This window comes from Paenibacillus sp. FSL R5-0636 (genome assembly GCF_037974255.1).
GTDB classification, from domain to species: domain Bacteria; phylum Bacillota; class Bacilli; order Paenibacillales; family Paenibacillaceae; genus Paenibacillus_AQ; species Paenibacillus_AQ odorifer.
The window spans coordinates 4,136,444-4,161,218 of record NZ_CP150232.1; the positions used below are offsets into that span (position 1 = coordinate 4,136,444).

Consider the following 24,775-nt stretch of genomic DNA (forward strand, 5'->3'; position numbering starts at 1 on the left):
CTGTTAAAATCCAACAAAAAAAGGTATTCTCCAGCCAAATCTACTGGTAGAATACCTTACATATAATCTATCTAGTTCAGGAATGTACAAGTGTAGTCAACACCATCAGGAGATATCTTTACGGTTCAGAACATGATTAACATTGCTTAACATGCCGGACAGGATACCCGCAATTGGGAATACTGCCCAATTGATGTCCCAGCGCCCATAGACAAAACCCGTGAACAGAAAAATCGCCGTCGCCAAAGGCCATAACACAGCCCCAACAACTCCAACAAATCGGTTCTCTTCCTGCTTCTCTGCAATGATATTCGGCTCCTCCAGCAACTTCGTATAAGTACCCTGGATATTCCCGTAATAGATGAACAGAAACACCGCTACAGCCGCAATAAACAGAAAAGCAGCGACTCCATAGGGAGCATAGTCATCGTTGACATAGCTAGTGGTGAAGATAAAAGCCGGCGACAGCACACACAGGCAGACTCCTGTAATCAGAGAAAGACGGTAAGTCGGAGCATAAAGACTTTGGCTCCGTTGTAGCGCCATCTTTAGAGCGTAAGGCAGCTGAAAACCTTGCTCCAGACTCTTAAAGCGATCCAGCTTCATTCCGCTGTGTATAAACATCCCGACCGCGATAGCGACCAGCACGAACATTCCGACCAGCCCCAGCATAGAACCTTTATCACTCATAACAGCCTTATTTTCAAATATTGTATCCAGGGTGATCAAAAACGCCACTCCGCATGCGCAGAGAAAAACGCCGATACCCGTCCATAATCCAGCGCTTCGTCTGGCCGCCGCATAAGCGTAAACCTCTTCTTCCGTCAGCACCGGAATAGCCTGTTCCGGCGCAACTGGATCGATGCCAAGCTCCGCTGTCAGCTCTTCAATATTGCCGAATTCCGATATGACGATACCAATCGCCTCATTCTCCGACTTGCCAGCAAGCTTCAGCTCTAGGTACTTCTCCTCCATCCCGGATAGCAGCTCTTGCTTCAGATGTTCCAGTTCCTGAGTCTTTGGCAGACCCGCAAACATATTATCCAGATATACTATGATCGTCTCCATGCTCTATCACCACTCCTTGATAAATTGGTTTACAACTTGCTGCGTAACCTTCCATTCCTCACATTTTTCTCGGTAATAGGCGAGACCCAACGAGGTAATCCGGTAATACGTACGCCGCTTGCCAAGACTCTCATCCAGATAAAAGGATTCTATATACCCGTTTTTCTCCAGTCGGGTGAAGGCAGAATATAACGTTGTCTCCTTCATGACATATTTCTCCTGCGTTAACTGCCTGATATTTTTGGAAATCTCGTACCCGTAAGATTCCCCGTCCAGCAGCATGTAGAGGATCATCGTATCATTGTAGCCGCGTATAACATCACTGCTGATCAAGAATATCCCCCCATGATTACTTCATCTGTCGTAGTAGTTGCAGTATAACATAATTACTACGACAGATGAAGTAGTTGATGGAAAAATAGGCCAAAATAATTTTAGGACCGAACCTTCTTTGATTAAATCCAATTGCTTTCTGCGCATGACGTAGCTTCCAATACGGAGTTACGTGTACGAAGGTTCTTGCCAGTAGTGTGTTTGCAACGTCGATGGTGTTTACTAGTAGGTTGTTTGCGAGGACGGGGGTGTTTACTAGTAGGCTATTTGCGAGGGCGAGGGTGTTTACCTCCCCTTACTTTGGCGGACGAGGTACTATCGGACTCAGTTGACCTTATTCGCAGAAATCCCCCACTTTTCTGATCCTATCGGACCCCAATGCACCTATTGGCGCACAAATCACCATATTTAGAACCCTTTCTAGGGAATAGCTGCACTGGAGTCCGAAACTGCGCTGGAACTGCGAAAAACATACTAATAACACCATTGGGGTCCGTTAGCCTTACTTGCCCAAATATCTATTGTAGCAACAAACCAACGCTGGTTTTTTGTCCTTTTTATTGAACCTTAATACAATAAGGTTGACTGCAAGAACATAAGTGTTTACCTCGCCTTACTTTGACGGACGAGGTACTATCGGACTCAGTTGACCTTATTCGCAGAAATCCCCCACTTTTCTGATCCTATCGGACCTCAATGCACCTATTGGCGCACAAAACATCATATTTAGAACTCTTTCTAGGGAATAGCTGCACTGGAGTCCGAAACTACGCTGGAACTGCGAAAAACATACTAATAGCGTCATTGGGGTCCGTACCACAGTGGACGATTATGAGTCGGCGATGTGATTTAGATGTCGATTGGTAATTTTGTTGATGTTGTTGTTGTAGATGTTGATGATGTTGGTAATGTTGATGTTGATGGTGATGGTGACGTTGATGTTGACGTTGACGTTGACGTTGATGGTGATGTTGATGGTGACGTTGATGTTGACGTTGACGTTGACGTTGATGTTGTTGTTGGTGTTGGTGATATTGGTGATGTTAGTGATGTTGATGTAAATTCAAGCGAACGGAGTCAAAGTCAGCAAGTCAAAACACAAAACAGCGGTTCTCCCATATTGGGGAGAACCGCTGTTTTGTTGTTTTTTTATAATTAAAATAGTTAATCATTGCTAAGGAATACACCAGCTTGAATACGTTGACCCATTAATGTCGCGTACGGAGCATGCGTCCAACAAAATAAAGCATTTGTTTACGTGTGAAAAAACGTGACATTTGAGCTGAAATATAGTTTGTAAATCCTGGGACAGCAAACACTTTTTTTGCCTGAAGCGACCGAAGAGCCACTTGAACGACATTTTCTGGCGTGTCTCGTTTCCCTACCGAAGCTTCATCGGCTCCCACGACATTAAAAAATTCTGTTTCCGTAGACCCCGGACATAACGCAAGAAATTGTACGCCCCGTTTCCGATTTTCCTCCCATAGCGCTTGTGTAAATGATAATACAAAAGCTTTTGTCGCTCCATATACAGCCATATTAGGAAGAGGTTGAAATGCTGCTGTTGATGCAACGTTTATAATCACTCCGCTTTTTCTTTTTAACATCTCTGGCAAAAACAAATGGGTCAGATCTACAACCGCCAATACATTTAGCATCACTTCTTCATGTTGTCTCGAACCAGATAGTTGTTCAAAAAGCCCATGCGTAGCAAAACCTGCATTATTAATAAGAATATCAACGTTCAAGCCACGTTCTACACATTGTTGATAGAGCCTCTCAGGGGAACCTTCTTGAGATAAATCAGCAACTAGAACCTCCGCTTGAATTTGAAATTCTCGTTGTAATTTTTCCGCTAAAGCAATCAATTTATCTTCAGAACGGGCGACTAAAATTAAGTGACTTCCTTTGGCTGCAAGTTCTCGAGCAAACGCTTCACCTATACCCGAAGAAGCTCCGGTAATCAACGTCCATTTATTTTGAATTGTAATCATTGTTATCATCTCTCCCTTTAATGACTATTCAGAAACAGTGTTTCAATATGAATCATTGTATCCAAGTGAGGTTTCGTTGTCAAATAAAGTTCTACACATTTAATTATTGGCTATTTCTCTTCTACATCAGTAAAATAAGGTTTAGAAATAACGGCTATCTAAAAAAAGCTAAAGTAAAGTTCTAAGGAAGTGAAACTACATGCAAAAATCGTCCGAAATATCTTCTATAGATGCTCAATCTGTTACAACCTACCCAAAAGCAAAACAACAGCATGCGGAAACATTAAGACTGAACATTATCGAAGCCGCTGCGGCCATCATGCATGAATCCGGACCCGAAGGTGTAACTATTCGCAAGGTTGCTGAAAAAATGGAATGTCCCACAAAGATCATTTATAACTTGTTTGGAAACAAGGAAGGTTTAGCGAAGGAGCTTTTTTTGCAAGGGTGTAAATTATTAGCTGCTGCCTTTCAAGCGGTTCCAAAACAAGATAATCTAAATTTATATCTTCGCGAGCTTGGACAAGCTTATTGGGATTTCTCACGGAATCATACCAGCTATTATATGGTTATGTTCGGAGGGGCCTTTAGTGAATTCAAACCGGAGGAGGAAAGCTTACATGCTATCTTTACGGCACTACAACAAGTGATAGCCCTTATTACAGAAGCGATCGAACAAGGGTTTATTAATGAGAAAGACCCTCTCCTTGTTGTTAACCTGGTATGGGCGTCATTGCATGGCGTCATTCATCTGCATTTGGGTGGACATATTCAAAATGAGGAAACTGCTAAAATATTGTATGATAGATCGGTCTCCAATTTAATTCATACCTTCTTTAAAAAAGATAAGTAATTCTAAAAAGCCATTTGCAAGTCCCTCCTCAACAAATTTAAGCCGTAATCTTGGGATATCCTTTGATCACGGCTTTTTCAACATAATAAAAAACACAAAAAAACGGCATTTCTGCCGTTTCTTCATCTCTAATTATGTCCGGCGCATATATGCACGCACAGTAATAGGTGCAAAAATCGCAACAATCACAGCGGCTCCGATAAGTGAGATAGCGAAATCCCAGCCTACGGTTCCAGAGTTAGCAAGCTGCCGGACAGCTGACACAAGATGCGAGATTGGATTTACTTTGACAAACCATTGCAGCCAGTTAGGCATCGTATCTACAGGCACGAAGGCGTTGGATAGAAAAGTGAGTGGGAACAGCACAATCATTGATATCCCCTGTACGCTGGAAGCGGTTCGGGCAATCACACCAAAGAAAGCGAAAATCCAGCTAATCGACCAGGAGCAGACGATAACCAAAAGCGCAGCAATTGCGACATGCTCCAGACCGCCATCAGGTCGGTAACCCATAATATAGCCCATGACAAAAGTAAGCACAGTTGCGATCGTATATCGAATTGTATCTGCCAACAAAGCTCCGGCTAATGGGGCTATTCGGGCAATCGGCAATGACTTAAAGCGGTCAAACACCCCTTTATCCATGTCTTCCCGCAGTTGGACCCCAGTGACGATGGAGGTCGTGATTACAGTCTGCACTAGAATACCAGGAATAATAACGGGCAAATAGCTCACTACATCTCCTGATATGGCTCCACCAAAAATATAAGTAAACATTAGTGTGAAAATAATTGGCTGCAGCGTTACGTCGAACAATTGCTCGGGTGTGCGACGGATTTTCAATATCCCGCGATAAGCCATCGTTAACGAGTTACGAACAGATTGTTTGAAGCTCGTATGGTTTTTCAATTGTCGGGTCGCACCTGGACTAATAGTAGATGTTCTCATACTCATGCTCTTGCTGCCTCCTTATTAATTGATTCTTGTGACGCTTGGGACGGCTCATCCGTAACTCCATGGCCAGTGATCGTCAAAAACACTTCATCAAGCGTCGGTTTCTGCACACTCATCTCCGCAAGTGGAATCCCCGCTTCGCGGAGTGCAATAAGCAAATCAGTGACTAAATCAGCGTTCGCCATCGGTGCAGTAATTTTCCCAGCCTCATTCGGCACAATAGACTGGATATGCAGCACATGTTCCACAATCCGGCGCGCTTGAGCGATATCTTTAAGATTTTGGACTTTTAAGTGCAGCGAGGTGGTGCCCACTGAAGCTTTTAGCTCATCCACGGTGCCTTCTGCAACGACATGGCCATGATCAATAACTGCAATGCGATCGGCCAGCTGATCGGCTTCTTCAAGATACTGTGTAGTTAACAGCACTGTTGATCCTGTGTTCACCAACCGACGAATGGTATCCCACATTTGCGAACGTGTCCGTGGGTCCAGGCCTGTTGTTGGTTCATCCAAAAAGATAAGCGGAGGCTGGGCAATCAGACTCGCTGCAAGATCCAGACGTCGGCGCATACCGCCAGAGAAATTTCGAAGTGGCCGTTTCGCCGCCTCCGTCAGACCAAACTCTTCTAACAACTCCGCTGCCTTTTGCCGCGCCTCTGCCCGCCCTAACCCTAAAAGACGTGAAAAGATAATCAGATTCTCTGTAGCACTAAGTGACTCATCCACAGAAGCATATTGTCCCGTAACCCCTATCAATTGCCGAACAATCTGCGACTCCTTTACCACATCATGCCCGAAGATTCGCGCCGACCCCGCATCCGGACGAAGTAACGTAGCCAGCATCCGAATTACCGTCGTCTTTCCAGCCCCATTGGGACCAAGAACACCGTAAATTGTGCCTGCCTTAACGTTTAGATTTACTTCATCAACTGCGCGATTGTCACCAAACGTTTTGACGAGCCCACGCGCTTCGACGGCCCAATCTCCAGGGTTGGGCTCAATTATTTTTTTGCGTTCATTTACCATTACAATTCCTCCAACGTTTTAGTTTGTATTGTGATGGTAACTCCCTTTTATAAACTGAATTTAAACAACACAAAAAACCGGGGAGCGCGATCTCACGCCTCCCGGTTTATTACTTCTCCTCTGAGTCAGCCTCAACATATTCTTTAAGCGCAAACAATTTATTAGCCCAATAACCTTCAAAAAAGGCAAGCCAATCTTGCAGCTCCAGCAAAGGTTCTGGCTGAAGCTTATACCGGGTCTCCCGTCCGACTTTCTGACTGCTAACAAGCTGCGCATCGGACAATACCTGTAAATGCTTATTAACAGCGGTTCGGCTGATCGGGTAGCAATCCGTAATAGATGCTATAGACATTTCCTTATTAGCGAGCAGCTTTAGCAGACTGCGGCGGGTAGGATCTGCTATCGCCTGAAATACATCATGTCCTGCTTCAGCAACCGGCATATTAAGCCTCGATATAAGCAGGAAGTTTTTCTTGGACGATTTTTTCCCAGCCGCTGTTCATAAAGCCGCGTACGATTGGATGTGGTTGTCCAAATTCAGTAACTTTTTCAGGGTCCCATCCAGAATGAATCAAGGTAAATTCAGTTTTCCCTTCGATTTCTTTCAGTTCAAAAGCAAGATGCCAATCCTTCCCCCAATTAAAACCAACACGATTCGGAGGATCAACTTCGGTTACTTTACAAGGAGAATCTCCGAATTGTCCAGCATGCAGGATGAATTCATGACCAACAACAGGCTCGAATGTACTAGGCATCCACCAGGCTGCCATTCCTTCTGCCGTGGCAACAGCTTTCCAAACCTTTTCTATTGGCGCATCTAGTAAAATCGTTTGACGAATTTCTTGTAAGGGTTCTTGAGTTTGCATAATAAATAGCCTCCAGCATTCAATTAATATAACACCTTTTGGGTTCACTTTTGATTATAACACCTATAGGTGTTATGTCAATTTACAGAATTCCCTAATTCTCCGTTCGTTATTCAACGTCTCAATCCCTCTAAAAAAGCCCCTCCCTCGGTCATCCCGAAGAAAGGGCCTTCCTATTTCATCAGCTCTATGATCAGTTTCTTGGCTTGACAGTTACTGTGATTTTCTCACTAGATGTCTCGCCTGATGCATTGACTAATACTGCGTAATATTCATATACACCTGGTGCTTTATCTTTAAGTTTCGTAACTGTCATCTGAGCCGCAGGGGTAGCCGTGTTTAGTGTCTGGGTGTCGATCACTTCTCCATTCTCATACAAACGGTACTCAGTACCATTGGTTCCCCACCACATATTCATCATAACGTCATAAGTTCCATCCCCGCTCCAGTTGTCGTGGGATACTATAGGCTTACCCGGTGTTGCATCGGTAACAGTAAGGATAAGCGGATCGCAGGTTGTCGAACCGAAGCTGTTGACCAGCTCGCACGTGTACGTGTAGGTTCCATTTGATTTGCCCACAATATCCGTACTCATGGCTTGCGCATTCGGTGAGCTGTCCGTCAGCATCTGGTTACTGATCAGCACATCGTTTTCATAGAGCTTAAATTCGGTACCGTTGTTCCCCCACCAAAGATTCATGGTGACGGTATATCTGCCATCTCGAAGCCCGGTGTCGTGCCCATTATTGTCAGACAACACTGGCTTTCCAGGGGCTCCACCAGCAAGCGGAGTTGTATTCTGGAGCCATTGTGACCAACGGACTAGAACCTCTGCCTGCTCAGAAGTGAACACCTGATTGCTCTGGAGGTTCACTTCACTATTAAAAGCTTCCAGCAAGCTGTGAACTTCTGCGCCAGCATACTGCTCAGCTTTTTCTTTTGCGTTAGCCAGCTGCTGCAAAAGTGAGTTGGTTACGTTTTCTAAATCTGGAGCACCCGTCTCAGCTGCAAAAGTTTCGGTTAATGCCGACAAGCTGTCAAATGTCGCATATACACTAAACGAATGCTCTGCCAACCCGACATTGCCCGCCGCATCCTCGGCTTTCGCAGTTACACTATGAGTTCCCGGTTCCAGCGTATACGCCTTTACATCTGCGAGCGTTGAATCACATGGCGAATAAGTGATGCCTGATACAGTATCAGCTGCACTACAGGTGATGTTTAATGTCTGCTCAATGGTATAGGAAACCTCTCCGTTTATTGCCACCTGTGGTGCGGTCCGATCAATCTTCACCACAGCAGTCTTCTGCGGCTGTTCCACATTACCTTCCCGGTCAACGCTCCAATAAACTAACTTATGTGTTCCTTCATTGGACAAAATAACTGAATTCCCGGTTTGCTGCTCTCCACCGTTTACAGTGAAATAGGTTGCCGCAACACCAGAGCCCGCATCTGTGGCTGTGAAGGTTACCAACGTATCCTTGTTAGTCCAACCTTGTGGCGCATCATCCATTGTCACCGGAGCTGTATGATCTGCCCCTTTTACTACACCATAAAAGCGTAATTCTGCCATGTTTCCAAACCAATTACTACTATTATAGATCCGGATATAACGATAGGCTTCTGCATTACTAATACTTAAGGTCTGCCAATCCATCGTTTTTCCTGCAGGAGAGGAGATTGTCGTCCAGCTTGTATTATCATTCGAACCCTGAACCACAGTCCCATTGATTCGTGTAAAATAATTATCTTGCCTGGAAAGCACCTCTGCCTTGGACAGCTGAACCCTATTCCCTTCTTTAAAATCAAACGTTATAAATCCTCCATACCCACTGCCATTTACCCGAAAATCCGTAATTGAGCCTGCATTTCCATCGAATAATGATCCCGCAACATTTCTGAGATCAGTGGATGTTCTCCCACTGGAATCACTTAAATTAGTAATCGCAAGCACATTACTAATCAACTCGGTCTCATCGGGAATGTACAGAGATGAACCATCTGTAGTTGATGTTTTTTCCGGCCCCTCGATTCCCTCCTTTGTCTTGTATTTAATACTAAAGTTCACAGGTCCAGGTTGTACGTTATTGCCCATCACCGCTTCAGCCGTCCAATTGATCTTATCGACAGTAGCAATGGTTGCGACTTGACCCTGAATATTGACATTCACTTGGTTTATTGCATCGCTTGCTTTAAAAGACAATTTCACCGTGTTCCCAGACACAATTCGTTTCTGGATACTTTGGTCGGAGCTAATGGACACCGCATCAAGCTTTGAATTAATTTTAACATCACCGTACAAACGTAGTTCAGCCATGTTTCCATACCAGTTGTTCCCATTGGTGATGCGGATATAACGATAGGGTTCTGTGCTGTTAATCGTCAGCGTCTGCCATTCCGGCGTATTCCAGGCTGCATTAGAAATCGTAGTCCACGTCACATTGTCGTTGGAGCCTTGCATCACTGTTCCATTAATTCTGCCCGCATAATTATCTTGCCTTCCGATTACTTCTACCCTAGACAGCAATGCCTGGCCTCCTTCTTTAAAGTCAAAGGTTAGATATGCACCATAACCACTGCCATTTAAACGAAAATCCGTGATGGAACCTAAATTATTATCAAATAAAACTTTTGCTGTTGCCAAAAGATCAGCCGGATTCCTTCCACTGGAATCGATTAGATTTGCTATCTCAAGCACATTAGCGACAAGCCCTGTCTGATCTGCAATGAATAAAGTAGAACCATCTGTTGTAAAAATAGTCTCTACTGCATCCTCTCCAGCTGCCGTTTTATAATTGATCTTAAATTTCACAGTACCTGACGGAACATTTTCATTCACCACAAGCTTAGCTGTCCAGTTGATATTGTCCACAGAACTGACTGCAACAGGTTGACCCTGTATATTGGCCGTGACATTATGGATCATTTCTGTAGACTTAAAGGATAATTGAATCGTATCCCCTGGAATAATCCGATTTTTTAAGCTTTGATCTGAGTGAATGGACACGGACTCTAATTGATTTACTGTCTCATACCGCTGGCCAAAGATTCTAAATTCAGCAATTTCCAGCATAGTACTCGAAGGCTTTATCATTTCCATTTTCAAAAATCGGAATTTTTCATGCTCCAGGCCTGCTTGAACCTCTAGTCTCTGCATCTCTTCAGTAACTGTTGTCAAACCGGGAGTTAAGCGGGTCCAATTTTCTTTGTCATTTGATCCGAACATTGCAACGCCGCCAATTCTCTCCGGAAAACTAGCTCTTACCTGAAGCTCAAAGCTTTCTGCTGATATTTGAAAATCCGGTCCTAAATCCATGTAATGCGCCCGATCCTGCGCTGTATAATACCCCACAAAACTATCATTTGTGTTGTCCAGCAGGTTCGGGACTGCATTACCAAAGGTTGAGCTGACAAACATATTCGTAAAATTAACACTTCCATCTTTCATTAAAGGCGTCAATTCTTTAAGACTTTGCACTGCAAGATTCAGGTCAAATAACTTCTGATAGAAGACCTCGTCAGTGACATTAGTAATTACATCCATTACCTCAGCATGCACTTGCTTATAGTGAGCTAACGTTGCCGAAATGTAAGGCACATCAGCATGATAAGGAGAAATGACGGCGTTGACGGCAGATTGCCGATCATTCGCTACTACAACAGTAACATCCTTGGTTGTAACCGAAGTTCCGTCTGAGGCACTCACTACAAAGGAATACGTTCCCGCATGTGCTCCAGACCAAGAGAACACACCTGAAGTTTCATTGAACAGTGCGCCCTCAGGTAATTGATCCGCTTGATAGGCAACAACATCCGTTGCACTTGCGTCTGTCGCAGAGAAATCAAATTGAATTGCCGCTGTAGATCCCTCATAGGTAAATAAAGATACCGGTGCCTTCCCTGATGTAAATACTGGAGGGGTAAGCTGTGCCCCAGCTTTTAAATTAATATGGTCAATATCGACTGTTGTCCCATTTCCTTTCACATTAAAATAGACAAGATCGCTGAAGCCTTGGAACTCATTGAACGCATACTGGATATACCTCCATTGCCCCTTTGTATCAGGCAGCGTAACGGTATCGCCAAACACCTCCATGGTTGCTATGCCATTAGTCCGAATCTTAAAAGCAATGGTTCGTTCGCCGCTGCTTGCACCCACATAAGCAATTTTACTGCCCTCATCTGTTGCGGTAATCTCAACGTAAGTAGTGTCTCCTTCTTGTTTTGTGGTGGAGTGACTATCAAGCTTCGTGTACCGGTCTTCTAGTTCTCTCAAATCTGGATTCGTTATCCCCTTCGGCAGATTGAGCGTACCCTCGCCCTCTGCTTCTTTAGGGATGTACAGCCAATAATCCCCGCCTCCATCCGGAGACTCCCAATAGAAAGGCAATCTCTTAGTAAACATCTCGCTAAAGTAAGGAGCTTCAACCTCCATATTTATTCCAGCTGTATATTTATAATAATAATAAAGGTCATATACATTACCGCCAATTCTCCCCCTGTAACCGCCAGCCAAGTGTTTATAGATAATCGTTGGATTTCCATTTACATCTGTATGTGCCGCCACTGGAATCCATGGTGTATTATGGCCAATCATATACTGCGCAAAGTAGTCGGCAGCTTTTAAAATCCGTTGATCTAGAAATTCATACGGACCCACCGCATTTGGCGCACTAGAAACAGTCCCCTCTACCGGATCTACCTTTGTTTCCTGAGCCAATAATAAACGTGATAAAATCTCTACATTCGTTATATCCCCAGCGCCATGCGCCTGATCTCTGCCCATTTCAACATGCTGAACTACGGGAGGATTAACTTTTTCCCCTGTTACAATATTTGTATCAACCCATCTGAATAATGCTTTTATCGCGCCATTTTGCCCCTGATCGACAGCGGTTTTATTGACGGTAAACCATTCAACTCCCTCATTGTACCTATCTTTATTTCCTGTAAAAATATAACCTGACATAGCTCCAAGCAGCGGATAAAGATGCTGGTTCATAAAACGATCATTTGTGTGTTGGAATGTTTCAATAAGCGGATTAATAAGATTATTCGTAAAATCAGCGACATCTTGTTCCGTCCATTTCAGCTCTTCAGTTTGAGTACTTGTGTACCTTAAGATTTCCGCCGCAGTAACCATTCGATTAAGCGGAATTCCTGTATGAATATGTGCATCATTAAAATACACGTATTTCTCAGGGTCCATCTGTGACCAAATCCGGATAATATGCATGGCATTAGCTCTGTAAACCTCATCACCCGATATTACATACAATAGAGCTTGTGTATAAGCCTTCAACCCATCCGCTATAAATCTTGAATTAAAGCCTTGGCTATTAAAAGCATCGCTCGCTGGTTTCAACGGATCCGCACCACTCTGATTGTTGGAAGTGACCGTTCTTGAAGCTGCCGGAGAGAGAAGCATCTGATTATAATAAGTGATCCAGGGTTCTTTTTGCGCCCGTACCTGTGTCCTAATATTCTCAAGAATATCCTTGGTCAGGCCAACACCCGGATGTTTGAATCCGCTTTCATCTATAACCTCATTAATGGCAGGTTGGTAATCCGTAATTATCGACAGCTCTGTCGATTCTACTGCGGCTCCTTCTGCCGATAAAGGCACTAGCGTTACCAACAAACTTAAGGAAACTGTGATCCTAAAAATACGTTTAAGCGATTTTCCAAAGAGTAGCTCTTTAAATGAATTCATTGTTCTCCTCCATTCATTTACATCCTCTGATTTAATGCAAATAAATACCGTTGGCAAATTCATTCACTACAAAATGTTTGTTATTCAGGTCGACAATAACCTCTCCATTAATCTGGAGATTATAAAAATAAATGTCCTTCACACCTCTTTCCTCGTCATAGCCGAATATACGGGAAGGATGGGCATTCTTCCCATTGTAGTGGATATCGCTAAATTCAATATTTTCGATACAGCGTCCTGGCACCGGATTATAGGTTTTATTCCACACCACGCGGACATCAAACAGCTGACCTAGTTCGAAATCCTCCACCCGGATATTTTTGAAAGTAACCTTACGAATGGTATTGTTGTCCCCTGCACAAATTGCCATAACGCCCCAATAATTTTCCTGCGGCTCGTGATGTTCAAGCACATCGATATTTTCGAACCAAATATTTTCTATAAAATCGCCATTATGTTGGTGATCACCATGAATACCGACATGTATGGCATGAGCGACGTCCGCCCAGAGTATGGAATCTTTAACCGTGATATGGCGTGAGTCTCCGTAATACTCTCCACGACTGCCGTAAATGGCAATGCAATCATCAGAAGTTCTCAAGAACACATCTTTAATATCCACATTTGAGCTAGCCATCATATCAATTCCATCACACCAGCCGCGTGTACTAAAAGCTTTGAAGTTATGAATGCGAATATGCTTAGACGCTCCGATATATATACTGTAATGCGGAGGATCAAGCGTGATGATCCCTTCGATCTCAATCTGTTCAGAATGCTGGATTTGAACGCCTCTTAAATAAGTCGTTTTCTCCATATCCGCCAAATACAGAACACCTCTGCCGCGAACAACAACATTCTCAGCATGGTCAATCATTATGGATCCACAAAGGATCGCGCCTCCGGCAATATAAACGGTGGTCCCAGAAGGGATATGCAGCATTGGATTCTCGAATTGATGATAGCCGGGCATAAAATAGATCGTCTGACGCTCCCCGTTAGCCCTTTCTGACAAACGCTGAACTTGTTCTGCGATAGCCGCAAATTGATGTATTCCTGGTTGGACAAGCACTACATTATCATCGTCATGTCTAGGAGGGGCTGTCTCCAAGGGGTTGGCAAAAAGATGCAAGTTACTAAAACGTTCTCCATTGATTTCAATGGAAAGCTTACACGGGTGCTCCAATGTGAACAAAAGGGTATTCTCTTCGATTTGAAAGGAGATTTGGGATGCCAAAGGGCGAATAACCGCTTGTTCAATCTGTTGTTTTTTACAATGAACAGAGACCTCCACCGTGCCATCCATATCAAAATAAACCATCGATGTCGACCGAACCTGATGCATATCCACCTTTGCTTCAAAAACAAACAGAGATTGCCATACCCCACCAGGCTCTCTTACGCTTACTGTAAAATCGTCTTTCCCCAGGGCTTCATTCGGCTGCTCATAAATAATTAATTCGCTCATTTCTACCTCCGTTATCTTAGAATCAACTCTCTTAAGGGTTTAATAAATAGGCTGGAGCAAGCTTTTGCTCCAGCCTATCATCCAGTACTAATCAGCGGGCAACCGCTCTATTTACGATCCGCCAACACTTTATTTACTTCATCCGTTACTTCCTGACCTCCGGCTTTTAGCCAGCTATCCTTGAAATTATCAAAATCTTTACCCGTGTTCGCTTCTCCTGTAATCGCCTTGATAACAAACGTATCTTGTAACGTCTTCAGATTGCCCCAATACTTGGGTTTGCTTGTCAATACCGCTGGGCCTAGTACATCAAGCAATGGTGTAACACCTGGAGTGATCTTGTCTCTCAAATCTAGCAATTCTTGTTTTACCGTATGTTTTTCCATTGAAGTGTCTGTGGAGCTAAGTGGATTATAGAAATTGCCCGCTCCCATCTTCGGAGCACTAACCTCTTCATCCGCTTTTGGAATGGCAAGGTCCCCTTCCATATCATAGCTCACCCCCAATTGACCGAAACCTGTCAGCAGAAAACCTTCGGAATCCGTAGACACATATTCAAGAATTTCCATAATTTTATGGCGTTTTTTCTCATCCTTTTCGAGTTGAACACCGAACAATACTGGCGCCTGTCTTGCACCATACGCGAATGAATAAGCAACGCCATCTGGAGCTGTAAACGGCTTGCCAGGCACGAATATTTGACCTTTCTCTAGACCAGGTTTTGCGACAAACCCAGATTCTTTATAAAAATTGCCCCACTTCCCGTTATCCACCATACCCACTTTTTGATCAGCAAATTTAATATTGATTTCGTTATTGTCACTAGTTATGAATTCAGGATCAATCAGACCCGCTTTGTACCATTTGCTCAATAACGCCAATGCTGATCGTGTCTCTTCTGTAACGCCTCCATAAACTACGTTCCCGGAAGCATCCTTCTTGAATTGATAAGGGGAAACAGCATAGGCTGAGAACACACTTGTGAACAATTGTTCTGGAAGCTTGCCGCGGCCGATTAAGCCGTAAGTATCTTTCTTCCCATTTTTGTCCGGATCTTCATTAACAAATTTGGTGAGTACATCTTCAAGCTCTTCCAATGTCTTGGGTGGTTCTGAGTAGCCAATATTTTTCAGCCAGGCTTCATTATAGCCCGGAATAAATCCATCAAGACCACCTGGCCAAATTTTCGGGATCCCCCAGTTTTTTTCGTTGTATAAGCCTACGCCCCATGCCCCGGAATCAACGGAATCCAATGCTGCTGCATATTTCGGCATCAGGGATTCAATTTCAGCCTTATCAATTGTCGCAATGATCCCTTGATCTGCCCATTGCACCATATCCGTTTCGTTTGCATCGACCGGGAAGATATCAGGAATATCTCCAGAAGCTAGAAGCACCGAAAATTGTTCTTTCCAAGTTCCACGTTCCAATTTAATATTTTTGATTTTTACATTAAATTTCTTCTCTAGCTCGGTTTGCACATAGTTACCGTCTTCTTCTGGCGTATTAAAGTTGTTCGCCCAAATAATTTCAATCGGAGCTTCAGCTGCTGATGTCCCCCCTTGACCTTGATTCGTCGGCTTAGCTTCGTTAGTGCTATTATTCGCCGCATTCCCGCCACAACCACTCATGACAAGTGAAGCCGATAGGGCTATCGCAGCAATTTCCAACCATTTCTTGGATGTATGCCTCATATTCTTTTATTTCCTCCCTTTTCTTGTTCATCTATATATTTAGACAGCTCGCGGATATAGCGGACTGTTTAAACCATTCTGAGTCTTCTAACCCTTAAGTGATCCAACCATAATTCCTTTGACGAAGAAACGTTGCAGGAATGGATAGATCATTAATATAGGCAGCGCTGTAAACATAATAATAGCTGCTTTGACCATTTCAGGAGCCTGCTCATTAGTAGGAAGTGGTAACATCGGATCTCCTTCGGCTGAAATAACAAGCCGTCTTAAGAAGAGCTGCAGTACAATCTTTGATTGATCCTGCATATATAACATTGCATCAAACCAAGCGTTCCAGTGCCCTACTGCAGTCCATAGGGCTAATGTTGCTAGAACAGGCTTCGACAGCGGAATAACAATCGTAAATAAGATCCGCATATCATTAGCCCCATCTATTTTAGCTGAATCCTCCAGTTCCTCCGGTATACCCATAAAGAAATTTCGCAGGAGCAGAAGATTAAACGTGCTGAGCAGGCCGGGGACAATATAAACCCATAACGAATTTATAAGCCCCAGACTTTTGATTAGCAGATAGGTAGGGATAAGCCCGCCGCCAAAAAACATCGTTACAACAATGAACATTGTATAAAATCCCCGGTGCGGCAAATATTTGCGAGACAGCGGATATGCTCCCAGTGACAGAAACACCAGTGTCAGAGCCGTTCCTACAACTGTGCGAAAAACCGTATTCCCCATCGTTTGCCAGACCGTATCAGTTGTCAGTACACGCTTCCAAGCAAAGAAGGAAACTTCTTTAGGATAGAAATGAATTCCCGGCCGAAGGGCTTCCGCAGGTGTGCTAAATGATATAGAGAGCACATGCAAGAAGGGATAAATCATCGTAATACAAAGAATGATTACAAATAGGATTAGAAAGACTTGGAATACTTTTTCACCAGTGGATAGCTTCAATTGTAGTTACTCCTTCCTTACATTCATTCATTAATAAAGACCTTCCTGACCCATTTTTTTCGTTATGAAGTTTGCAAATAACACCAGGATAAGACCCACCACATTTTTAAATAATCCAACAGCCGTCGTTAGACTGAACTGAAAGTTTTGCAGACCTATCCGGTACACATAAGTATCTAACGTATCCGCCACTCCATATACTGCTGGTGAATAAAGTGTTAAGACTTGATCGAAGCCAGCATCCAGCACACTCCCTACCCGAAGAATAAGCAGAATTGCAATCACCGGCAGGATCGAAGGAATGGTGATAAATAACGTTTGTTTCCAGCGATTGGCTCCGTCCAGAACTGCAGCTTCGTACATTTGGGAATCAATGCTTGCTAATGCAGCTAAGTATATAATCGTTCCCCAGCCGATTTCCTTCCATATTCCTGACATAACGAGCGTAAAGCGGAAATATTTCTCGCTGCCTAAAAAGTAAATGGGATCAAAGCCGAGCCACTGAATAATATAATTGACCACACCCGAATTCGGAGATAACAAAGTGATCAATATCCCTCCAATAACGATCCAGGATAAGAAATGGGGTAAATAGGATATCGTCTGTGCAACCTTCTTGAAGAAGGAAAACCTAAGTTCGTTAAATAACAGAGCCAATATAATCGGTGCAGGAAAACCAAAAATGATATGGTAAAAACTGATAATAAGCGTGTTCTTAATAATTTTCCAAAAGTCAGGTGAAGCTGTGAACAAATATTCGAAATGCTTAAAGCCGACCCAAGGACTTCCCCAAATTCCATCACGAATAAAATAATCTTTAAAAGCCAGTTGAATGCCATACATCGGGCCATAAGCAAATACGGTATACCAGATGATCACGGGAGCTAGTAATAAGAATAAATATTTGTTTTTTTTGTATTGGCGCCAAGTATGTGTCCACCTCGAGACTTTCGGCTTAAGATTCTCTCCCTGTTTTTGAATGCCAGCAGTGCTTGCCGGGTTCATAGTTGTTTTCTCCTTCCGAATACGATTTTGCGTTAAGACTGTGTCTGAACACCCCTTACGTTAGGGCATTGTAAGCGCTTTTTCTATTGTAAATTCATTAAAATCAGTAGATTATCTTCGTATTGGGGCTATAATTTTTCAAACAAAAGAAAAGACAATCGCGAGACGATTGCCTTTTCCACATGGATTGGAGAATTATGCACTTGAATGGCTCGAATGGTTTGCATTGCCTGCATTCCTATACTGGACCGGTGTAACTCCGTAACGTGTTTTGAATTTGTTGTGAAAATATTGCGGGTTACGATAACCCACCTGAGCAGAAATCTCAGCCACGGACAGCTGCTTATTTTCTCTTAATAAATCAGCCGCCTTCTCCAACCGCACTCGGGTTACATATTCAGTGAATGATTCATTCATAACGGTTCCGAACAAGGTAGAAATATACGATGGCGCCAACGAAGCAACCTCAGATAATTTATTTAGCGATAAATCCTCTTGAATATTATCATCGATAAAGATTTTTAATTTATGAATGATCTCCGTATGTGCGTGATTACCTGACTCTTGAATATAAGCTGTAATTTGTGCTGATAAATCACGAATGGAATCAAGTGTTTCGGCCAACGTTTCCTTTTTGAACTCATCGAACAGACTGGAAGGCGAAACGATTTGTTGCAGATCAAGCTCAATAATGGTCTGATACAGAACCGTAACCAACTGAAGCAAGCCTAACTCAACCGTCTCCAATTGGACATCACCTTTCTCCAGGACCCTCTGGAAATCGTCCATAAACCTGTTCATCGTAACGTCATTGCCTGCCTTTAATGCATTTTTATAAAGATCAAAAGAGAATAAGTGTGGCGTAACATCGTTGAGCGGGATATGTGAAAACCGCACAATAGCTTCCGAACCATAGATAAACCGATAACGATAGGCATGTAAGGCATTTTGATACGAAAAGGGGATTTCTTCAGGTGCCTGAACCTTCGATCCAAGCGCTGCTCCAAAGTGTAGTTGCTCGGGTAACCCATTTTTTATAAGCTCCAGCTCCTTCAATAATAAAAGCTCCAGCTCTTCGGGATCCTTGTTCAACTCACTGAAATAGATAATCGCCGCTTCCTGCGTATTCAAGCTGACGAATTTATAAAAGCTATAGGCAGCATGCTGTTCATAAAAAGCCCTGAATTCCTCGCAATCTCCCTTGGTTATACGAATATAGCTAGTCATGTAATAACATTGCAAAGGTAAATAATCGTAGTAATCCGAGCCAACACCTGCACCTAATACCAGATTTTTTAGTTCATTCACTTTAGCTTTAGATTCTAAGGTTTCGATTTTTTGACCTAGCTTTGAGATTGTACTACCAATAATAGCAAACTCATTTTGCGAATAGTTTACGGTGCCTGGATGATAAAAGCTGCGAACATTATTTACAAGCTTCTTCATAGGAACATATACACGTTTGGAGATCAAATAAGCGAATAGAAGCCCAATTAACAATACCAGGATACAGCTGATAAATATTTGACTCTTCAGCTGCTTTGATGAGGATACAAATGAATTCATAGGCCGTATTAATACGTATTTCCATTGATTATTCGAGGTTTGGTCATTTTTAAAAGACAACACATATTTGTCGCGTTTATTATAATGAATTTCCTTATTATTCCCCGCTGACTCCATCCATTGCTTAGCAGTCTTAAGCCCCTCTTCGACGTTCGAGCCCGTATGGATAATAGGGCTGCCCTTTTCATCAAAAGCATATAGCTTTTCCATCGGCGAGCTCATCGTGCTGGAAATCATTTTATTGATGTATTCTAAGCTAACGTCAATATACATGGTTCCGGTTGATGTTTTTGATAAAGCGCCATAGGGAAGGGCGATTGCGTAAGTCAACACCTCTTCTTTATCCGATAACGTTCTATAAGTCCAGCGGTTTAAGGCTGGTGTAACTGATGTTTTTAAGAAGGAAGCATCTGGAGAATTGTCCAGCTTCGAATAAAACTGGCTGTTATCGATGATATAATTACCTTTCTCGAAGTATGTGGATATTTTGTAAACGCCTTCATTAGTAAGCTTGAAAATTTCGAGATCCTTGCGAAAAGCTAATATTCTGCTCGTATTACCTTCCCATTCACTGTCCAGTAAATAATTCAGCATAGATTGATTCTCTAACGACAAGGTAGACACTGCTCGGTTGCGGATACTGTTTTCGTATTTTTGCAGCAGCGTATTTTCCACAAAATCACTTGAAGTCATCAGTCGTTGCTTGCTGTCTCTGGCAATCTCATCCACCATTAAGCGATTAGCCTGAACATACAGATAACTGCCCACAAGTCCGATTAAAACAACGGCTAACAATGTGAATGAAAAAATCAGATGGGTAAACAATGTGCCTCCATTTCTTAGTCTGCCGCCGATCTTCATCACAAGCCCCCCTTTAGTTCATAACCCTATCTCTGTAACTTTCTAAATTGAAAGCATTTATAATTAAAGATACTAAAATGCACCAACTTTAGCCATTATAAAATCTTCTGTTTAAAGATAACGCATCTTATAAAACCGAAAAAAACAGGCTTCCCCGAAATTAATCGCTGGAAACCTGTTTATTGACATATATAAAGCAACTATCGTGACAAAGTTTATTAACCGATGTGCGGTTATCATAAGAAGCAAATAACTCTAGTGCTTCCGCTCCCTTATACTTCTTTTACTCACCCATGTAATCCATTCTAACCTGTGCGTATACACAAGGATCACAAAGCTGCCAAGCCATACCCACAGGATAGAAGCAGACCACTTACTGATGCACAAATAGACAAATAGGAGCAGCATTCCACTAACCACTTGCACACCATCCGAGACAGGTGAATTTCCTCTGCTTTTGTACCCGCTGCCGAGCACTTTCAACACTGCAAGGATGACCGCTAACGCTAAAGAGGCTTTGAATCCTGTCAATGCACTCCATACCCCAAAGGTTACGGCAATCGCCTTCCCTCCTTTTCCTTTAAGAAATGGAGAGAAGGCATGACCGGCAATAGGAGCTAAGGCAAGCGGAATAATGAAATAACCCTGACTATAATGGCTTCCCATTACCCATAAAAGAGGCAGATATCCTTTTAAAAAATCCAACAACACCCCAAAAATTCCGAATTTATACCCAGATGACTTCCAGAGATTCAAAGCCCCCGGATTACCGTCGCCTATGACCTTTAAATTCTTTTTACGCGCCAGCCCAAGCCAATAGGAAAACATAAGAGATCCCGACAAAAATAAACCCGCGACCCACAATATGATCATTAGTCCCTATGGCCTCCCACCTGGATATGCCTTCCTTTCCAGCTTACATGCCTCAGAAAAACGACCTGATATATCGAATAAAGCATAATCAAGATAAAGAAAAGAGTAGCAACCACGTGAAATACTGGAATGACGATGCCAAAAACCCCTACATATTTAATAAAATAAAAGAGCTGGAACATATAAAGGAGATAACCAAAAAGTAACGGCAATCCCCAAGAAGTATTCGCAAAAATAAACACAGTTTCTGAGATGATGAGCCCGACCACCCAAAGTGCAATTGGAATAATCGTCCGCGGGCTTAACGTTGAGGTGCTTAAGACAGCCCCTTTACTGAAGCCTTCAATTTCACTTTTTATCCCCTTCGGATACATACGAAAAGATACTAAGCCATACCCGATAAAATTTCTAATGGGAACACCTGCCGCGATAAACTTCTCTCCTAAAGACAAATCATCCAGCACTTCAGATCTAATGCTTTGATGGCCATTAACCTTTTCATAATCCTGCCTTAAAGCTAGAATACACGAACCGTATAATCCTTTTTTGGTGTTATTCTTTTCAAAAACGGAGGTGAATGTGAAGATCCCCAGCATATTCATGATTAAAGCGAGTTTCTCAAACAGCTTTTCTGTATGATGAAAAGGAACTACCGAAATAACACCTTTCGATAGCTCCCTTGCTTTTAATAATGAGGCCAGAGCGTTAGGCTTTAACCGGATATCTGCATCCAAAAAAGCAAAAATATCGCCCGAGGCTTGCAAATATCCATTCCATACTGCCCAGCTCTTGCCCGTCCATCCCTCAGGAAGACTGCTATTTGCAATAACCTTAACTCCACAGCTTTCGGCAATTTCCTTGGTCCGATCCTCTGAGAAGTCATCCACAACAATAATTTCATAGGGGGTAATGGTTTGGAGCTGGAGTGAGTCGAGCAGAAAACGCAAATTATATTCTTCATTCCTTGCGGGGATGATGATGGACAATTTCTCCGGTCCTTGAAAATATTCTTGATCAGCGGCCAATATATTCTTTCTAAACAATATAAAACCGGAGAGACATCCAACACCTATAATAATTAACAACCACATGTACAGCTCCCCCCTCCTATAGCTATATATATGAAGGGTTAGTCCGTAATATATTCAATTCAAATTTAACCGACATTTACTTTTGCTGAGTAATGATTAAGCTTTTCTGTACACAAGAGCATAACGATGGCAAAAAAAACGATCATCGCAGGAAAAATACCCAGCGTGAATTTCGAAGCTAATAAGCCGATAAAAGGCGGCATCAGCGTGGTGCCGGTATAAGCTGTTGCCATCTGAAAGCCCATAATTGACTGAGCATGTCTCTTCCCGAATCGTACAGGGGTTTCATGTAGCATACACGGAAAAATGGGGGCTAACCCTAAACCTATAATCATAAATCCTACAAGTGAAACTATAGTTGGAAGCGGCAATACTAACAGCACCGTACCGATTAAAGCAATGAGTTGACCATATCGAATTAGCTGTTTATTACTCATTTTAAAAGTAATGAAACCCGTCACCATTCTACCAAAGGTAATCCCTAGATAAAAAAACGATACCCATGTCGCTGCAGTTGATGCAGGAATATCTTTAATGTTTACAAGAAAGCTGCTCCCCCATAACCCCATACTCGTTTCTATGGCAGAATAAAATAAAAAGGTTAACATCGCTAGCTTTACCCCTCTTAATTTCCAAGGTTTTGTGTTCTCTCCGGCATGCTCTAGCTCCGGATGATTGAACTCGGGATCACTTTCAGCATTCGGGTGGTTATTACTCCCAGCCACTCTATCCCATAAAGGCAGTGTAACGAATAGAATAATGACTAAGCTCAATTGTATGTAAGCAACCGTAAGATAACCTTGCCGCCATAGACCTTCACCAGAGATAAAAGAGCCCATAATAATAGGACCAAGCGTGGCGCCCACTCCCCAGAAACAATGTAACCAACTCATATGATGGGCTTTATAGTGCGTAGCCACATAACTATTTAATCCGGCATCTACAGATCCCGCACCTAAACCGAGTGGAATCGCAGCAACAATTAACCACACTAACGAAGGTGACCATGCAAAACCAAGCAACGCTACAGCAGTCATGATGCAGCTAACAAGAGTCACTTTCCCCGTACCAAAACGTTTAAGGATAATGCCACTCATCAAACTGGACACTATTGTGCCTACTGCAATGACCATCGAAAGAATTCCAGCCGTACCTAATGAAGCATTTAAGTCCATTCTCATCACTGGCCAAGCGGATCCAAGCAATGAATCTGGCAAGCCTAAACTAATAAAGGCTAAATAAATAATAATAAGAAAAAAAGTTGCCATAGTTATCTCCTTAATTGTTCTCATCTATTTGTTGTGAAACTAATAAGCCTAATCCAAGACTTTCTAATCCATTCAGATAATCACGCTTCAAGTTACTCACCGCTAACGCTGGAAGATGCTCCTTCGGAACGTATGTGGCACTTCGCTCAGCGATTTGATTAAGCATAGCTGGAGCTAATTCATCCTCACAAAAAATAATATAATGCGGATTCAAAATAGAAGTCATAGTAGCCACTAATCGACTAATCGCATCCACGCTTTGATTCGATTGCATATTTGATCCACCAGGATCTCCAGTTAATGCCTCTATGAAATTTCTATTGTCATACTGGGGCAAGAATTGAACTTCCCCTGAAAAAAACGTCTTTCCTCGCACAATTTCACCATTGACCGCGATCCCAGCTCCCGGACCATTTTTCCCTAAATACAGATACATTAGAGAAGTATTCTCTTTCAAATTTCGTTGCGTCATATAGCCGATTACAGCCGCATTCATATCATTTTCCACGATTGTCGGAATGGATAGTTGATCTTCTATGTGTTTTCTCAAATCTAAATTCTGATATTTCTCATAACCCGGAATCAGAAAAATCTGCCCATGATTCACCGCACCTGGAACTCCAATAGCCACAGAATGGATTTTAGGATTGTCCTTTTTTTCATCTTCAATAAGCGTGACCAGTTTACTAACATCTTCCTCAAGAATACTGGGCAAACTCCCTTCTTTGATTACCTCACCAATGCAATTATAGATGGTATAATTCGTTTCATTTTTTTCCAAAAAAATAGCCATACCTAACCGATAATTAGGATTGTAGGCATATCTTATTGCCCTTCTTCCACCACTTGACTCATCCAGACCGCTGACCGTTATTTCCCCTGCCTCTTCCATCTGCATTAGAAATTTACTTATCGTCGGGAAACTATATTGTAATTTATGGCTTAACTCTGCCTTCGTTGCTTTTCCTAGTTCTAATAATGCTGTTCGAATATTTCGGATAATTTCAGATTTCATTTGCAGTGAAGGAAGTCGTTTCTCACTCGCCATGGCTCTCCCACCCTCCCACCTATAGTCATACTGACTTATTAAACGCGTTTAATAAGTCAGTATGACTATAGCAGCAATTAGATCTAACGACAAGTTAATTCTTGAATGAAGACCCTTCAGTAGGGGGTAGATTGAATCAAG

At 42.6% G+C, this 24,775-nt stretch carries 19 protein-coding genes; 2 read left to right on the forward strand and 17 right to left on the reverse strand.

Annotated elements, in window-relative coordinates; all coding sequences use genetic code 11:
• Nucleotides 1–105: 105 nt before the first annotated feature.
• Both MKX34_RS18810 and MKX34_RS18815 read right to left on the reverse strand, forming a co-directional pair.
• Nucleotides 106–1,068: a permease prefix domain 1-containing protein gene (locus tag MKX34_RS18810; RefSeq protein ID WP_076225189.1), complete on the reverse strand. Its 963-nt coding sequence runs from the start codon at nt 1,066–1,068 to the stop codon at nt 106–108.
• 6 nt (nt 1,069–1,074) lie between these two features.
• Nucleotides 1,075–1,401: a PadR family transcriptional regulator gene (locus tag MKX34_RS18815; RefSeq protein ID WP_036688249.1), complete on the reverse strand. Its 327-nt coding sequence runs from the start codon at nt 1,399–1,401 to the stop codon at nt 1,075–1,077.
• Nucleotides 1,402–2,254: 853 nt separating this feature from the next.
• On the opposite strand from MKX34_RS18815, the gene MKX34_RS18820 reads away from it, so the two are divergent.
• Nucleotides 2,255–2,560, forward strand: a complete 306-nt coding sequence (locus MKX34_RS18820; protein WP_076296249.1) for a hypothetical protein — start codon at nt 2,255–2,257, stop codon at nt 2,558–2,560.
• 49 nt (nt 2,561–2,609) lie between these two features.
• Here the strand turns inward: MKX34_RS18820 and MKX34_RS18825 are convergent, their stop codons facing one another.
• Nucleotides 2,610–3,395, reverse strand: coding sequence for an SDR family oxidoreductase (locus MKX34_RS18825; protein WP_076296250.1), 786 nt, complete (start codon nt 3,393–3,395; stop codon nt 2,610–2,612).
• A 199-nt stretch (nt 3,396–3,594) separates the two neighbouring features.
• Here MKX34_RS18825 and MKX34_RS18830 point away from each other — a divergent pair, with 199 nt between their 5' ends.
• The gene (locus tag MKX34_RS18830) at nt 3,595–4,248 is read left to right on the forward strand and encodes a TetR/AcrR family transcriptional regulator (RefSeq protein ID WP_036688255.1); all 654 of its coding nucleotides are present in this window, start codon (nt 3,595–3,597) and stop codon (nt 4,246–4,248) included.
• 132 nt (nt 4,249–4,380) lie between these two features.
• Here the strand turns inward: MKX34_RS18830 and MKX34_RS18835 are convergent, their stop codons facing one another.
• The 14 genes from MKX34_RS18835 to MKX34_RS18900 all read right to left on the reverse strand — a co-directional run bounded on the left by MKX34_RS18835 (nt 4,381) and on the right by MKX34_RS18900 (nt 24,601).
• On the reverse strand, nt 4,381–5,196 hold the full coding sequence (locus MKX34_RS18835; RefSeq protein WP_036689061.1) for an ABC transporter permease: 816 nt from the start codon (nt 5,194–5,196) through the stop codon (nt 4,381–4,383).
• Nucleotides 5,197–5,198: 2 nt separating this feature from the next.
• On the reverse strand, nt 5,199–6,230 hold the full coding sequence (locus MKX34_RS18840) for an ATP-binding cassette domain-containing protein (RefSeq protein ID WP_076146459.1): 1,032 nt from the start codon (nt 6,228–6,230) through the stop codon (nt 5,199–5,201).
• A 109-nt stretch (nt 6,231–6,339) separates the two neighbouring features.
• Nucleotides 6,340–6,672, reverse strand: coding sequence for a metalloregulator ArsR/SmtB family transcription factor (locus tag MKX34_RS18845; RefSeq protein ID WP_036688259.1), 333 nt, complete (start codon nt 6,670–6,672; stop codon nt 6,340–6,342).
• A 1-nt stretch (nt 6,673) separates the two neighbouring features.
• The gene (locus MKX34_RS18850; protein WP_036688260.1) at nt 6,674–7,096 is read right to left on the reverse strand and encodes an SRPBCC domain-containing protein; all 423 of its coding nucleotides are present in this window, start codon (nt 7,094–7,096) and stop codon (nt 6,674–6,676) included.
• A 193-nt stretch (nt 7,097–7,289) separates the two neighbouring features.
• On the reverse strand, nt 7,290–12,809 hold the full coding sequence (locus MKX34_RS18855; RefSeq protein WP_076296251.1) for a discoidin domain-containing protein: 5,520 nt from the start codon (nt 12,807–12,809) through the stop codon (nt 7,290–7,292).
• A 31-nt stretch (nt 12,810–12,840) separates the two neighbouring features.
• On the reverse strand, nt 12,841–14,277 hold the full coding sequence (locus tag MKX34_RS18860) for a glycosyl hydrolase family 28 protein (RefSeq protein WP_076146463.1): 1,437 nt from the start codon (nt 14,275–14,277) through the stop codon (nt 12,841–12,843).
• Nucleotides 14,278–14,384: 107 nt separating this feature from the next.
• A complete protein-coding gene (locus tag MKX34_RS18865; protein WP_036688263.1) occupies nt 14,385–15,971 on the reverse strand; it encodes an extracellular solute-binding protein in 1,587 nt (528 codons plus the stop codon).
• A gap of 87 nt (nt 15,972–16,058) precedes the next feature.
• On the reverse strand, nt 16,059–16,922 hold the full coding sequence (locus MKX34_RS18870; RefSeq protein WP_036688266.1) for a carbohydrate ABC transporter permease: 864 nt from the start codon (nt 16,920–16,922) through the stop codon (nt 16,059–16,061).
• A gap of 30 nt (nt 16,923–16,952) precedes the next feature.
• Nucleotides 16,953–17,927, reverse strand: coding sequence for an ABC transporter permease subunit (locus MKX34_RS18875; protein ID WP_036688267.1), 975 nt, complete (start codon nt 17,925–17,927; stop codon nt 16,953–16,955).
• A 195-nt stretch (nt 17,928–18,122) separates the two neighbouring features.
• Nucleotides 18,123–20,354: a helix-turn-helix domain-containing protein gene (locus MKX34_RS18880; protein ID WP_076296252.1), complete on the reverse strand. Its 2,232-nt coding sequence runs from the start codon at nt 20,352–20,354 to the stop codon at nt 18,123–18,125.
• Nucleotides 20,355–20,609: 255 nt separating this feature from the next.
• Nucleotides 20,610–21,227: a glycerol-3-phosphate acyltransferase gene (locus tag MKX34_RS18885; RefSeq protein WP_076296253.1), complete on the reverse strand. Its 618-nt coding sequence runs from the start codon at nt 21,225–21,227 to the stop codon at nt 20,610–20,612.
• The gene (locus MKX34_RS18890; RefSeq protein ID WP_076296254.1) at nt 21,227–22,318 is read right to left on the reverse strand and encodes a glycosyltransferase family 2 protein; all 1,092 of its coding nucleotides are present in this window, start codon (nt 22,316–22,318) and stop codon (nt 21,227–21,229) included. Before MKX34_RS18890 ends, MKX34_RS18885 begins: the two co-directional genes overlap by 1 nt.
• Nucleotides 22,319–22,383: 65 nt before the next feature.
• Nucleotides 22,384–23,586: an MFS transporter gene (locus MKX34_RS18895; RefSeq protein WP_038571815.1), complete on the reverse strand. Its 1,203-nt coding sequence runs from the start codon at nt 23,584–23,586 to the stop codon at nt 22,384–22,386.
• Between the two features lie 10 nt (nt 23,587–23,596).
• The gene (locus tag MKX34_RS18900; RefSeq protein WP_339203103.1) at nt 23,597–24,601 is read right to left on the reverse strand and encodes an ROK family protein; all 1,005 of its coding nucleotides are present in this window, start codon (nt 24,599–24,601) and stop codon (nt 23,597–23,599) included.
• Nucleotides 24,602–24,775: the final 174 nt, after the last annotated feature.